Raw genomic sequence first — 14314 nt, 5'->3', positions numbered from 1 at the left:
TTATGCCTGAAGGCAAGATTGTCAAAGCTTTAAGTGGTTTTTATTATGTTTTAACTAGTGATGGAGAAGTTACACAATGCCGAGGAAGAGGGATTTTTCGTAAAAATAAAGTAACTCCTCTTGTGGGCGACATTGTGCGATTTCAAGCAGAAAATCAAAAAGAAGGCTACATCTTAGAAGTATCAGATCGGAAAAATGAACTTGTTAGACCTCCTATTGCTAATATAGATCAAGCGATTTTAGTGTTTTCAGCGGTAGAACCAAGTTTTAGTACAGTACTGTTGGATAGATTTTTAGTGTTAATTGAATCAAAAGGAATTGAGCCAATCATTTGTATTTCTAAAATGGACTTAATTGAAGACGAGGAAGAAATTTCGAAATTTGCAAAGTATTATAGAGAAATTGGATACAATGTAATTCTTACTTCCATTAAAGAACCAAATGAATTGGAAATAATACTACCATATTTAACAGACAGAGTTTCCGTTATTGCCGGTCAATCAGGTGTTGGAAAATCGTCACTACTAAACAGTCTTCGACCAGATTTAGACTTAAAAACAGATGATATTTCTACACACTTAGGTAGGGGAAAACATACAACAAGGCATGTAGAGCTACTAAAGATAAATAATGGATATGTTGCGGATACTCCAGGTTTTAGTTCTTTAGAATTTCAAGAAATCGAAGCGGAAGAACTAAAAGATTATTTTCCAGAGTTTGTAAAATTAAGTGATGATTGTAAGTTTAGAGGCTGTACACATATAAAAGAACCAAAGTGTGCCGTGAAAAATGCTTTGGAAAATGGTGAAATAGCAACCTTTAGATATGATCATTATGTAAGTTTTTTAGAAGAAATTAAAGATAGAAAGCCGAGGTACTGAAAACATGATAAAAATCGCACCTTCCATTCTCTCTGCTAATTTTGCTACATTAGGTGAAGAAATAAAAGATGTAGAATTAGGGGGAGCGGATTACATTCATGTTGATGTGATGGATGGGCATTTTGTTCCTAATATTACAATCGGCCCGTTAATTGTAGACGCAATAAAGCCAATAACTAACTTGCCGTTAGATGTGCATCTTATGATCGATAACCCGGATCAATTTATCCCAGCTTTCGCCAAAGCTGGGGCAGATATTATTTCTGTTCATGTAGAGGCATGTCGTCATCTTCATCGTACTATTCAACTAATAAAATCTCATGGAGTAAAAGCAGGAGTTGTACTGAACCCTGCAACACCTGTCTCTATGATAAAACATATTATTCATGAAGTGGATTTAGTTTTATTAATGACTGTAAATCCTGGGTTTGGTGGCCAAGCGTTTATTCCAGAAGTATTACCAAAAATTAAAGAAGTAGCTACATTAGTAAAAGAAAACGGTTTATCTGTTGAAATAGAAGTAGACGGTGGAGTGAACGAAGAAACGGGTAAGCTTTGTGTGGAAGCGGGAGCGAATGTATTAGTAGCAGGCTCAGCCGTTTACAATAAACAAGATCGTAAGGCTGCAATAGAAGCCATTAGACACTCTTCTTTATAGTCTGCAAACCAACGTAACATAGTGTTTTTCAAAGCTATCCAACTAGGATAGCTTTTTTTCTTCACTTTTGATAAAGTTACAGGATAAAAATGAAATAGTAAAATCAATTTCATAATTACGGTTCGTTTAATGAAAAACGAATATTTTAGTGGTATACAAAATAATATGTTCGTATATTAAGGTGTATAAATACAGATTACGATGATATTACTCGTTTCGTTTAGTAGTCATACATTGTGAAACGGACTCAGGTAAAAGTGGAAACAATTTATTGATATTACATAGATTAGTAAAGGGGAAACATAATGATTATCCATTTAGTTGCAGGAGGACCTACTGAATATATCCCAAATTTGAAGCAGTGGAAAGATGAAGAAAGTGTAACATGGGTTGGTATTGATAAAGGTGTACAATTTTTACTAGAGGCAGGTATAATTCCGAAAAAAGCTTTTGGTGATTTTGACTCTGTCACAAAAAAGGAATTAGCTCAATTGTCAAAAGAACTACCTGATCTTTCTATATTTCCTAGTGAAAAAAATGAAATTGACTCTGAGTTAGGGATGAATTGGGCATTAGAGCAAGGGCCAACGAAAATAAGGATGTTTGGTGTTACAGGGGGAAGGTTAGATCACTTCTTTGGAAATGTTCAACTACTTATTAATAGCTTAGAAAAGTTTCAATGCAAAGTAGAGATTATTGATAAACAAAATATCATTTATTTAGAGAGTCCGGGTACTTATCACATTTCTAAATTAGAGGCTTTTAGATACGTTTCATTTGTCCCAATAACGAAGGAAGTAAAAAAACTTACTTTAAAAGGATTCAAGTATGAATTATTAGAAAGAGATATCTCATGGGGGGAAACTCTTTGTATTAGTAATGAACTCATTTTGAATTCTAGTACTTTTTCCTTTATAGAAGGCATATTAATGGTGATAAGAAGTAGTGATAATAAACTGAATTAACGTAAAGTTAGAGTTAAATTATAGTAGGAAAATGTCATGAGGAGGGAAAGTAATGAAATTTTACACGATTAAACTTCCGAGGTTTCTAGGTGGACTAATAAAAGTAATGATTGGTTCGTTCAAGAAAGATTAAAGCACCTAGTAAAGGTGCTTTTTTAAATATTGGCTGTGATAAAGTAAAGTTCACTGTTGATTTCCGTGCTAGACTTCGCTTTTCCCGCAGGACAAGGAAGCATCCGGAGCGATACATCCTTCGTAAGAAAATGCGGATGCATTTTCGAGGAGTCTCAGCCTTGCATGGAAATCAACAGGTATTCGTATTTAATGATTAACACTGAGATTTACCATAGCTAAAACATTATTAATATTATTATATAAGCCATTGAAAATAATTAAAAGCGACAGATAACTGTCGCTTTTAATTATTCATATAAGTAGGAGCTATATTATACGCGCTCAACTTTACCTGATTTTAATGCTCTAGCAGATACATAAACACGTTTTGGTTTACCATCAACTAAGATGCGTACTTTTTGAAGGTTAGCACCCCAAGTACGTTTAGTAGCGTTCATCGCGTGAGAACGTGCATTACCAGAACTAGTTTTCTTTCCTGTGATTACACATTTGCGTGCCATAGTCATTTCCCTCCTTACTACCCATTAAAACATTCAGTTATTTTCATGTCGATTAAGAAAAGAATTTCTTAATTTTTGTAAGGAAAAAAGTCATGAATATGTTTGTAACATTTTCATACGCTTTTCCTTTTATACACTGATTGAAAATACTTATATAATTTAACATACAACCCTTGATAATGCAATAGTTCAATGATAAGCTTTCAAGAAAAAAACCTTGACATACATGTTTCTTCCATTCAGTATTATAATAGTATTAAGAAGATAGCATTCCTATCTTTTAAAAATAAGTTGATTCATGTAAAATAGTATGTAATCTTACTAAAGGGGGAACCTTTATGTCCATCGAACTAAAAACATCTTATGGTCAAATAGATATTTCGAATGATGTTATTGCTACAATTGCTGGAGGAGCTGCTGTTGATTGTTACGGTATTGTAGGGATGGCTTCAAAAAGTCAAATTAAAGATGGTTTATCTGAGATTTTACGAAAAGAGAATTTCACAAAAGGAGTAATCGTTCGACAAGAGGAAGATCACTTACATATTGATATGTACATTATAGTTAGCTATGGAACGAAAATTTCTGAAATTGCTCACAATGTACAAACAAAGGTCAAGTATACACTAAACCAAACACTTGGTTTATCTGTGGATTCACTAAACATTTATGTTCAAGGTGTTCGTGTAACGAACCCGTAATAAGGAGGAAAATTTAGTGTCAATTAAAGTTTTAGATGGGAAACGTTTTTCCCAGATGATTCTTCAAGGTGCAAATCAATTATCCAATAACGCAAAGCTTGTAGATTCGTTAAATGTATTCCCTGTACCGGATGGTGATACAGGTACGAATATGAACTTATCCATTACTTCTGGTGCGAAAGAAGTAAGAAATAACGTTTCAGAACATATTGGAAAAGTTGGTACTGCTCTTGCGAAAGGATTATTAATGGGTGCTAGAGGAAATTCTGGCGTAATTCTATCTCAGTTGTTCCGAGGCTTTTCTAAACATATCGAAGCGAAATCAACTATTAACTCTTTAGAATTCGCTCAAGCACTTGAAGCTGGTGTAGAAACTGCATACAAAGCAGTTATGAAGCCAGTTGAAGGTACAATTTTAACAGTTGCGAAAGACGCAGCGAAAAAAGCAGTACTAGTTGCAAAAGAAGAAGATGATATTATTCTTCTTATGCAAGCTGTATTAAAAGAAGCAAATGCATCCTTAAAAAGAACTCCAGATCTGTTACCAGTCTTAAAAGAGGTTGGTGTTGTAGATAGTGGAGGACAAGGATTAGTTTTCATTTATGAAGGATTTTTAGCGGAATTAACAGGAGAAGCACTTCCTGTATTCCAGGCAACATCTTCTATGAATGAATTAGTTAATGCAGAACATCATAAAGGTGTTCAAGCACATATGAATACAGAAGATATCGTTTTTGGATATTGTACAGAGTTTATGGTGCGCTTTGAAGAGTCGAAAACAAAAGATAACCCATTTAGTGAAGAGAAATTCAGAAATGATTTAGCACAATATGGTGATTCTTTATTAGTTATTGCTGATGAGGATGTAGTTAAAGTACATATTCACTCAGAACAACCTGGTAATTGTTTATCTTATGGACAAAACTATGGTAGTTTAATCAATATGAAGATTGAAAATATGCGTGAACAGCATAGTAACTTGTTATTTGAGGAAAATGAATACCCTGTAAGTACTCCTCCTGTTGCGAAAAAAGAAGAATTCGGTATCATTACTGTTGCAATGGGTGAGGGAGTGGCTGAACTTTTCAAGAGTGTCGGAGCTAAGTTTGTCATAGAAGGTGGACAAACAATGAATCCAAGTACAGAGGATATTGTGAGAGCTATTGAAGAAGTAAATGCAGAGAAAATCATTATTCTTCCGAACAATAGCAACATTATCATGGCTGCAAAACAAGCAGCTGAAGTGGTTGGAGATCGTGTAGTAGTTGTTCCTTCTAAAACAGTTCCACAAGGTATGGCAGCTATTTTAGCATTTAATCCTACAGCTGACTTAGTGGAAAATGCTGAGACAATGACTGATTCACTTCAATATGTGAAAACTGGTCAAGTAACTTATGCTGTACGTGATACAAGTATTGATGGAATTGAAATTCAAAAAGATGATTTCATGGGTATCGCGGAAAGCAAAATTGTTACAACAGGTAAGGATAAAACAACAGCAGCAAAACAATTACTAGAAGCCACATTAGATGAGGACTCAGAAATCTTAACTATCATTTATGGTGAAGATGTAACAGAAGAAGAATTAAATGCAGTAGTTTCTTTCGTAGAAGAACAATTTGAAGATGTAGAAATAGAAGTGCATAACGGAAAACAACCGTTATATTCCTTTATTTTCTCTATTGAATAAATTAGCAAACAAAAAAGGGAGATTAATTCTCCCTTTTTTGTTTTTTTAAAAGTTAAATTGTGATATGTTTATGATGGATTAGTTATGTTCAATTCAAAAGAACATTTTAGATACGGCAAAGGAGTGAACCTACTATGAAATATAGAAGTGTTTTTGATATTATTGGTCCCGTAATGATAGGGCCATCTAGTTCCCATACGGCAGGTGCAGCTAGAATTGGTAGGGTTGCTCGAAGCCTATTTGGCAAACAACCTTCATGGGCGCGAGTACATCTATATGGGTCTTTTGCAAAAACGTATAAAGGCCACGGAACAGATGTGGCGATTGTTGGAGGTATACTTGATTATGATACTTTTGATGAAAGAATAAAAACGTCATTGCAAATTGCAAAAGAGCAAGGGTTAGAGGTAACTTTTATCGAGGAAGAATCAATAACAGATCACCCAAATACAGCCAAAGTAATAATTGGTGACGAAGACAATGAGATGGAATTAGTAGGAATCTCAATTGGCGGTGGGAAGATAGAGATTACAGAATTAAACGGCTTTGAACTCAAATTATCAGGTAATCATCCAGCTATTCTAGTTGTTCATAATGATCGATTTGGAGCAATTGCTGGAGTTGCTAATGTTCTAGCAAAGTATGCAATAAATATAGGGCATATGGAAGTGTCAAGAAAAGAAAAAGGTAAACAAGCATTAATGACTATTGAAGTGGACCAAAATATAGATGAATCAGTTATAGAAGAACTATCTTCATTACCAAACATTATTCAAGTGACAAAAATCGTTGATTAAATGATTTAATGAAAATGTGAACGCTTACATCACCTAGAGAACGACCAAAGGGGGAATAATAATGTTTCGAAATGTTGCGGAACTAGTTGAACTTGCTGAAAGTAGAGGGGTTAAAATTTCTCAACTAATGATCGAGCAAGAGATTGAATTCACAGGTAAGTCCCGTGAGCAAATCATTGAACAAATGGAAAAGAACTTAGATATAATGGAACAAGCTGTAGAAAGAGGCTTAAAAGGTGTTAAATCTGTTACAGGTCTAACAGGTGGTGATGCTGTGCTTCTTCAAGAATACATGAAAAAAGGCAAAACACTTTCAGGAAACCTGCTGCTTGATGCAGTTAGTAAAGCAGTTGCAACTAATGAAGTGAATGCAGCCATGGGTACGATTTGTGCAACTCCAACTGCAGGTTCTGCTGGTGTAGTACCTGGAACATTATTTGCTGTTCAAAATATTTTAAACCCAACTCGCGAAGAAAAATTAAATTTCTTGTTTACATCTGGAGCTTTTGGTTTCGTTGTAGCAAATAATGCTTCTATATCGGGTGCAGCAGGTGGATGCCAAGCTGAGGTTGGTTCTGCTTCTGGAATGGCTGCTGCTGCAATCGTTGAAATGGCTGGTGGTACGCCATCTCAATGTGCGGAAGCGATGGCAATTACACTGAAAAATATGCTAGGATTAGTATGTGATCCAGTGGCAGGACTAGTAGAAGTTCCGTGTGTAAAGCGAAATGCAATGGGAGCTGCGAATGCAATGGTAGCAGCGGATATGGCTCTAGCGGGGATTACAAGTAGAATCCCGTGTGATGAAGTAATTGACGCAATGTATCGTATCGGACTAACAATGCCAACTGCGCTAAAAGAAACAGCACAAGGAGGATTAGCGGCTACGCCTACAGGACGCGAACTTGAAGCGAAAATATTTGGCGTATCGTTACAAAATGACTAATTTATCACATACACCAGTAACAATGATAAAAGGGATCGGGGAGGAAACAGCACAATCTCTACAGATGATGGGAATAACATCTGTCCATGATTTGCTATTGTATTTTCCTTACCGTTATGAAGATAATCGACTTCGAGATATTACGGAAGTGAAGCATGAAGAGAAAATAACTGTCGAAGGGAAGGTTCATGGAGAACCTTCTCTTATGTATTATGCCCGCAAAAAAAACCGACTTACTTTTCGTTTTTTTGTCGGACCAATATTAGTGAAAGCAGTTTGTTTTAATCGCCCTTATTACAAAGACAAACTCCACATAAACCAGACGGTAACAATTACTGGTAAATGGGATCAGCATCGTCAAACAATTACTGTTCAACATATACACTTTGGACCATTTAGTAGTGACAATGAAGTAGAGCCAGTCTATTCAGTTAAAGGTAACGTTAGTGTAAAACAAATGAGGAAGTTTATCGCAAATGCAATTTCTACATACATGGAACAAATGGAGGATTATATTCCTCGGCATCTCTCACAAAAATATAAATTACCTACAAAAGGAGATGCAGTCCAAATACTACACTTCCCAGAGACACATGAGCAGTTAAAAAATGCAAGGCGATATTTTGTGTATGAGGAGTTTCTCCTGTTCCAGCTTAAGATACAAGCATTAAGGAAATACACGCGTGAAAACTCAATAGGAATTGCACATAAACTTGATAAAGAAGAGATAAAAAGTTTTGTCGACTCTTTGCCGTTTCCTTTAACAGGGGCACAAAATAGAGTGATAAAAGAAATTATGAACGACTTAACTTCCCCATACAGAATGAATCGTCTTCTACAAGGGGATGTAGGTTCAGGTAAAACTGTAGTTGCTGCAATCGCCCTTTTTGCGGTTATTCAATCAGGATATCAAGGTGCATTAATGGTTCCTACTGAAATTTTAGCGGAACAACATGCCGAATCATTAGGAAAGCTTTTTGAAAAATCAGGTGTAAAAGTGAAATTACTAACAAGTTCCGTAAAAGGAAAAAAGAGAAAAGAACTACTAGAGGACCTGCGTAATGGAGAAATAGATGCTTTAGTAGGTACACATGCCTTAATTCAAGAAGAAGTTCAATTTCATAAACTAGGGCTCGTCATTACCGATGAGCAACATAGATTTGGAGTTCAGCAAAGAAGAATTTTACGAGAAAAAGGGGAAAGTCCGGATGTATTGTTTATGACGGCAACTCCAATCCCTAGAACTCTAGCTATTACAGCTTTTGGTGAAATGGATGTGTCTATTATTAATGAAATGCCAGCAGGTAGAAAAGTGATTGAAACTTATACTGCTAATCACCATATGATTGATAGAGTATTAAACTTTGTGGAAAAAGAGTTAAGTAAGGGTAGACAAGCTTATGTCATTTGTCCATTAATCGAGGAATCAGAAAAGATAGATGTACAGAACGCAATTGATGTGCACCAAATGCTTACTCACTATTATAGAGGGAAATGGAATATTGGACTTATGCATGGAAGACTCTCTTCAGATGAAAAAGATGAAGTGATGAAGGCCTTTAGTTTGAATGAGATACAAGTGCTAGTTTCCACGACAGTAGTAGAAGTCGGTGTGAATGTTCCAAACGCTACAATGATGGTTATTTACGATGCAGAAAGATTTGGATTGTCGCAACTACATCAGTTACGTGGGCGAGTTGGTCGTGGTTCAGAACAATCGTATTGTATTCTTTTGGCAGAACCGAAAACAGAAGAAGGCAAAGAAAGAATGCGTATTATGACAGAAACAAATGATGGATTTGTTCTCTCGGAAAAGGATCTTGAATTACGTGGACCTGGCGACTTTTTTGGTAAAAAACAAAGTGGTGTCCCTGAATTTAAAGTTGCTGATATGGTTCACGATTACAGAGCATTAGAAGTAGCAAGACAGGATGCATACGAGATGCTACATTCTGAAGAATTCTGGTCTAACGAAGAATACACAACACTAAGAAACTATATAAACGATACAGGTGTACTTGGGGGAGAGAAATTAGATTAGGAAAAATGTATAGCAGTTAATTGGATCGCAAGTTGTATGCTCCAGACTCACAGAAAAGTTATGGAGGCTCGTTCAGCTCGATGCGCTAGCCGCAAGACCTAGATAAGCCCGCGGAAAGCGAAGACTAGCGCTATAATCAACTGCGGTATTTAAAATAGTCTCTAAAAAGGCAGATTCTCTAAGACAATTTTGTCTTGCAATCTGCTTTTTTGTTATATATACTACTATTAGTACCTAGTCATAATAGTTCGGATGGAGTTAGATACATATGAAAAGAACAAAAAAAGAGCGGCAATCATTACTAAAAGAAAAAATCTTAGAGAATCCTTTTATTACAGACGAGGATTTAGCGGATTTTTTTAGTGTGAGTATACAAACAATAAGACTAGATAGATTAGAGTTAAGTATTCCAGAACTTCGCGAAAGAATAAAAAATGTAGCGGAACAAACGCTTGAAAAAGAAGTCAAATCTCTACCTATCGAAGAAGTTATAGGCGAAATAATAGATATTGAATTAGATAAAAGTGCTATATCCATCTTAGATGTGAAGGAAGAGCATGTTTTTAGTCGAAATAATATAACACGAGGACACCATTTGTTTGCACAAGCAAATTCGTTAGCGGTTGCTGTAATAAACGATGACCTAGCTTTAACAGCTAAGGCAACTATCAGGTTTACAAGGCCTGTTAAACTAGGAGAGCGCATAATTGCAAAAGCTTTGGTAACAAAGGTTGAACTTGAAAAAGGTCGAACTTCAGTGGAAGTGAAAAGCACAGTTGGCAACGAAACAGTTTTCCATGGAGAATTTGAAATGTTCCGTTCAACGAGCTTGTAAACAGAAAGGAGCATAACATGAGAATAGCAATAGACGCAATGGGCGGAGATCATGCACCTAAATCCATTATTGAAGGTGTTATGAAAGCAGTTGAATCCTTTACAGACGTAGAGTTTACTCTAGTTGGAAATGAAGAAGAAATTAAAAAATATTTACATAATGATAAAAACATAACGATATTGCATACGGATGAATATATATCAGGTGATGAAGAGCCTGTAAGAGCGGTAAGAAGAAAGAAGAATTCATCCTTAGTCTTAATGGCAAAAGAAGTAAAAGAAGGAAGAGCTGACGCGTGTATTTCTGCAGGAAACACAGGTGCACTAATGACGGCAGGCTTACTAGTGGTAGGACGAATTAAAGGGATTGAACGACCTGCACTTGCGCCAACATTCCCTACAATTGGTGGAGAAGGCTTTTTAATGCTAGATGTTGGGGCAAATGTGGACGCAAAACCAGAACACCTTCACAATTATGCTGTGATGGGTTCTATTTATGCTGAAAAAGTTAGAGGTATTTCTAACCCTAAAGTTGGCTTACTAAACGTTGGTACAGAAGAAAATAAAGGGAATGAATTAACAAAAGCTGCATTCGAATTAATTAAATCAACTCCTTCTATAAACTTTGTCGGTAATGTTGAAGCTAGAGACTTGTTAACAGGAGTATGTGACGTTGTTGTTACCGATGGATTTACAGGAAATATTGCTTTAAAAGCAATTGAGGGGACAGCTCTAAGTGTTTTTACGATGTTAAAAGATGCGCTAACAAGTGATTTGAAAAGCAAGTTAGCAGCGGCAGTTTTAAAACCAAAATTCAAATCTATTAAAAATAAAATGGATTATTCTGAGTATGGTGGGGCGGCTCTGTTTGGTTTGAAAGCACCAGTAGTAAAGGCTCATGGATCTTCTGATGCAAATGCGATATTTAATGCTATCAGACAAACACGATTTATGGTTCAATCAGAAATGGTATCCAACATACAAGAACAAATAGAAAAGATGGAGTTACATGTTGAGAACGGAGGAGAATAATGGGGAAGATTGCATTTGTTTTTCCAGGACAAGGTTCCCAAGCTGTAGGAATGGGACAAGAGTTAGCTAATATGCATGAAGAAGTATTGCAGTATTTTCAAACCGCGGACAAAACACTAGGTTACTCTTTGACTAATTATATGTTTGAAGGCCCACAAGAAACATTAACAGCTACTTACAATGCTCAACCTGCACTTTTAACTGCGAGCATTGCCATTTTACAGTTGTTAAAAAAAGAAGAAATTGTTCCTGATTATGTTGCAGGACACAGTTTAGGTGAATATTCAGCACTAGTTGCTGCGAACGCTATGAGTTTTGAAGAAGGAGTTCATACCGTTCATATGAGAGGGAAACTAATGGAAGAAGCAGTGCCTTCTGGAAAAGGTACCATGGCAGCTGTGTTAGGTTTAGAAGCACCAGAACTTGAATCTGTTACAAAAAAGGCTTCAGAAGAAGTTGGATCAGTTCAATTAGCGAATATTAATTGCCCTGGTCAAATTGTTATTTCAGGATCTGTTGAAGGTGTTTTGGCGGCGAGTGAAGGTGCAAAATCTGCAGGGGCAAAAAGAGTAATACCGTTAGTTGTAAGTGGTCCGTTTCATTCGGAGTTAATGAAACCAGCAGCTGAAAAGTTCCAAACAGTACTGGAGAACATTACAGTGCAAGAGCCTACTGTACCTGTTATTGGAAATGTGGATGCAAATGAATTAAAAGTGGAATCCATTAAACAAAAGCTTGTAGAACAACTATATTCACCTGTACGTTGGCAACAATCGGTAGAATACATGATTGAACAAGGTGTAGATACGTTTGTGGAAATTGGACCAGGTAAGGTTTTATCTGGATTAGTAAAGAAAATAAATCGAAAAGTAAATGTATTGTCTGTATATGATTCTGAGTCATTAGAAAATGCATTACAATTTTTCAAAGAGGCGGAGGAGAAGTAAATGCTACAAGGTAAAACGGCTGTAGTTACAGGTGCCTCTAGAGGTATCGGACGTGCTATTGCATTAGAGTTAGCTTCTAAAGGTGCGAATATTGTTGTAAATTACGCTGGAAGCGAAGGGAAAGCGCAAGAAGTGGTAGAAGAAATTCAACAATTAGGTGGAAATGCAATAGCTGTAAGAGCGAATGTAGGCAACATGGAAGATGTACAAGCTATGATGAAAGTAGCTATTGCGCAATTCGAAACGATTGATATTTTAGTAAATAACGCAGGAGTTACGAGAGATAATTTACTGATGCGTATGAAAGAAGAAGAATGGGATGAAGTTATAAACATCAATTTAAAAGGTGTGTTTAACTGTACAAAGGCAGTAACTCGTCAAATGATGAAGCAACGTTCTGGAAAAATCATTAATATTTCCTCCATCGTTGGAGTAAGTGGAAATCCTGGACAAGCAAACTATGTTGCAGCAAAAGCAGGCGTAATAGGTTTAACAAAATCTACTGCTCGTGAATTAGCTACTAGAAACATTAATGTAAACGCTGTTGCACCAGGTTTCATTACGACAGATATGACTGACAAATTACCAGAAGAGGTTAAAGGAGAAATGTTGAAACAAATTCCTTTAGCTAAATTTGGAGAAGCAAAGAATATCGCAACTGTTGTTTCTTTCTTAGCATCAGAACAAAGCGTCTATATGACTGGTCAAACACTACATGTTGACGGTGGAATGGTAATGTAATTAATAAACTAAGTCTTTATCATAATGAATGACAACTTAGGATGAAATTAACGGAAGCTATATAAAGATATAGACACTAGAACATTTTGAAAGTAAAATAAGTACGAGTTATCACTCTTTGAGGGGAGGTGAAAGTTATGGCAGAAGTTTTAGAGCGTGTAACGAAAATCATTGTTGATCGTTTAGGTGTTGATGAGGCTGAAGTAAAGTTAGAGTCTAAATTCAAAGATGATTTAGGTGCTGATTCTCTAGATGTAGTTGAATTAGTAATGGAACTTGAAGATGAGTTCGATATGGAAATCTCTGATGAAGATGCACAAAATATTGCAACGGTTGGCGATGCAGTGAACTACATACAGTCCAACAAGTAATTGATTCTATTTTAAAATCCCGCCTTCAGAGCGGGATTTTTCCTATTATTAGAATTATATTTAAATATAGCTATTTGTATCTACTAAATAATTTGTTAAAATAGATATGTTATACATAATATCATTGTCACATTCTTATAGTGATTGAGGTAATGTCGGAGGCTACCCATGTACAAAAATAGAAACAAAAGTACAGATAAACGCAATGAGCTTATACGGATTAAATTTCAACAATTGCAACAACAAATAGGTATAACGTTCGAAAATGAAAAAACGTTATATAAAGCATTTACACATTCATCATATGTGAATGAGCATCGTAAAAAAATGTACGAAGATAATGAGCGCCTGGAGTTTTTAGGAGATGCAGTATTAGAATTAACAATCTCTAAGTTTCTTTATGAAAAGTACCCATTAATGAGTGAGGGTCAATTAACGAAGCTACGTGCTTCTATCGTATGTGAACCTTCACTTGTAGCCTTTGCTAACGAGCTATCATTCGGTAATTATGTTTTACTAGGTAAAGGTGAAGAATTAACAGGGGGTAGAGAACGACCTGCTTTACTTGCAGATGTATTTGAAGCTTTTATCGGTGCGCTTTATCTAGACCAAGGGTTATCATCCGTAATTTCCTTTTTAGAAAAGTACGTTTACCCAAAAATTAACGATGGTGCTTTTTCTCATGTGATGGATTTTAAAAGCCAACTACAAGAGTTAGTGCAAAGAGATGCTTTAGGGCAAATTGAATATAAAGTATTACAAGAAAAAGGCCCTGCTCATAGTAGAGAGTTTGTTTCACAAGTGCTGTTAAACAGCGAAGAACTTGGAGTAGGTATTGGTAAGTCTAAAAAAGAAGCAGAACAACACGCAGCACAATATGCTCTAACGAAACTAAAGCAACATTAATTTTATTTATTACAACATTATATCCCCCTATCATAGGGGGATACTTCTTATTTAAAGACTGAGTTAAAGAATATAATTGTTTTAAAAAATATCTAGCTGTTGATTGGACCGCAAGTCGTAGACTCCTTCGAAAATAGCAGAGGTTTTTAACAGAGTGAATAGAAAAAAG

16 protein-coding genes are annotated in these 14314 nt (G+C 35.8%); 15 read left to right on the top strand and 1 reads right to left on the bottom strand.

The genetic code is table 11. The features are described 5' to 3' along the window. Nucleotides 1–2 precede the first annotated feature (2 nt). From rsgA to spoVM, 4 genes are all read left to right on the top strand, one after another. Nucleotides 3–881: a ribosome small subunit-dependent GTPase A gene (rsgA, locus tag CDZ92_RS07815; protein ID WP_096154681.1), complete on the top strand. Its 879-nt coding sequence runs from the start codon at nucleotides 3–5 to the stop codon at nucleotides 879–881. Between the two features lie 4 nt (nucleotides 882–885). Beyond that, the gene (rpe, locus tag CDZ92_RS07810; RefSeq protein WP_096154680.1) at nucleotides 886–1539 is read left to right on the top strand and encodes a ribulose-phosphate 3-epimerase; all 654 of its coding nucleotides are present in this window, start codon (nucleotides 886–888) and stop codon (nucleotides 1537–1539) included. 305 nt (nucleotides 1540–1844) lie between these two features. Next, nucleotides 1845–2504, top strand: coding sequence for a thiamine diphosphokinase (locus tag CDZ92_RS07805; RefSeq protein ID WP_096154679.1), 660 nt, complete (start codon nucleotides 1845–1847; stop codon nucleotides 2502–2504). A gap of 52 nt (nucleotides 2505–2556) precedes the next feature. After that, nucleotides 2557–2637, top strand: a complete 81-nt coding sequence (gene spoVM, locus CDZ92_RS07800) for a stage V sporulation protein SpoVM (RefSeq protein ID WP_096154678.1) — start codon at nucleotides 2557–2559, stop codon at nucleotides 2635–2637. Between the two features lie 313 nt (nucleotides 2638–2950). Here spoVM and rpmB read toward each other — a convergent pair whose 3' ends face one another. Next, complete coding sequence (rpmB, locus tag CDZ92_RS07795) at nucleotides 2951–3139, bottom strand: 50S ribosomal protein L28 (RefSeq protein ID WP_096154677.1); 189 nt, start codon at nucleotides 3137–3139, stop codon at nucleotides 2951–2953. 338 nt (nucleotides 3140–3477) lie between these two features. Here rpmB and CDZ92_RS07790 point away from each other — a divergent pair, with 338 nt between their 5' ends. The 11 genes from CDZ92_RS07790 (at nucleotide 3478) to rnc (ending at nucleotide 14145) form a co-directional block, all read left to right on the top strand. Further along, complete coding sequence (locus CDZ92_RS07790; protein ID WP_096154676.1) at nucleotides 3478–3840, top strand: Asp23/Gls24 family envelope stress response protein; 363 nt, start codon at nucleotides 3478–3480, stop codon at nucleotides 3838–3840. Between the two features lie 16 nt (nucleotides 3841–3856). Further along, nucleotides 3857–5530: a DAK2 domain-containing protein gene (locus tag CDZ92_RS07785; RefSeq protein ID WP_096154675.1), complete on the top strand. Its 1674-nt coding sequence runs from the start codon at nucleotides 3857–3859 to the stop codon at nucleotides 5528–5530. 134 nt (nucleotides 5531–5664) lie between these two features. Further along, nucleotides 5665–6327: an L-serine ammonia-lyase, iron-sulfur-dependent subunit beta gene (gene sdaAB, locus CDZ92_RS07780; protein ID WP_096154674.1), complete on the top strand. Its 663-nt coding sequence runs from the start codon at nucleotides 5665–5667 to the stop codon at nucleotides 6325–6327. A 61-nt stretch (nucleotides 6328–6388) separates the two neighbouring features. Continuing rightward, nucleotides 6389–7273, top strand: coding sequence for an L-serine ammonia-lyase, iron-sulfur-dependent, subunit alpha (sdaAA, locus tag CDZ92_RS07775; protein ID WP_096154673.1), 885 nt, complete (start codon nucleotides 6389–6391; stop codon nucleotides 7271–7273). Further along, nucleotides 7266–9314 (top strand): ATP-dependent DNA helicase RecG, encoded by a 2049-nt coding sequence (gene recG, locus CDZ92_RS07770; RefSeq protein WP_096156952.1) that lies wholly within the window; start codon nucleotides 7266–7268, stop codon nucleotides 9312–9314. Before sdaAA ends, recG begins: the two co-directional genes overlap by 8 nt. A 268-nt stretch (nucleotides 9315–9582) precedes the next feature. Next, complete coding sequence (fapR, locus tag CDZ92_RS07765; RefSeq protein WP_096154672.1) at nucleotides 9583–10149, top strand: transcription factor FapR; 567 nt, start codon at nucleotides 9583–9585, stop codon at nucleotides 10147–10149. A 17-nt stretch (nucleotides 10150–10166) separates the two neighbouring features. Continuing rightward, nucleotides 10167–11180 (top strand): phosphate acyltransferase PlsX, encoded by a 1014-nt coding sequence (plsX, locus tag CDZ92_RS07760; RefSeq protein WP_096154671.1) that lies wholly within the window; start codon nucleotides 10167–10169, stop codon nucleotides 11178–11180. Continuing rightward, nucleotides 11180–12127, top strand: a complete 948-nt coding sequence (gene fabD, locus CDZ92_RS07755; protein WP_096154670.1) for an ACP S-malonyltransferase — start codon at nucleotides 11180–11182, stop codon at nucleotides 12125–12127. Before plsX ends, fabD begins: the two co-directional genes overlap by 1 nt. Then, the gene (gene fabG, locus CDZ92_RS07750; RefSeq protein ID WP_096154669.1) at nucleotides 12128–12868 is read left to right on the top strand and encodes a 3-oxoacyl-[acyl-carrier-protein] reductase; all 741 of its coding nucleotides are present in this window, start codon (nucleotides 12128–12130) and stop codon (nucleotides 12866–12868) included. A 137-nt stretch (nucleotides 12869–13005) separates the two neighbouring features. Continuing rightward, nucleotides 13006–13239 carry an acyl carrier protein gene (acpP, locus tag CDZ92_RS07745; RefSeq protein ID WP_096154668.1) on the top strand — a complete coding sequence of 78 codons (234 nt, stop codon included), beginning with the start codon at nucleotides 13006–13008 and terminating at the stop codon, nucleotides 13237–13239. A gap of 168 nt (nucleotides 13240–13407) precedes the next feature. Next, nucleotides 13408–14145: a ribonuclease III gene (rnc, locus tag CDZ92_RS07740; RefSeq protein WP_096154667.1), complete on the top strand. Its 738-nt coding sequence runs from the start codon at nucleotides 13408–13410 to the stop codon at nucleotides 14143–14145. Nucleotides 14146–14314 lie beyond the last annotated feature (169 nt).

Origin of the sequence: Bacillus sp. FJAT-45066 (assembly GCF_002335755.1) — a bacterium.
GTDB classification, from domain to species: domain Bacteria; phylum Bacillota; class Bacilli; order Bacillales; family Bacillaceae_I; genus Bacillus_CD; species Bacillus_CD alkalisoli.
The sequence above is the reverse complement of the archived record's forward strand: the minus strand, read 5'-3'. Positions and strand labels throughout refer to the sequence as shown.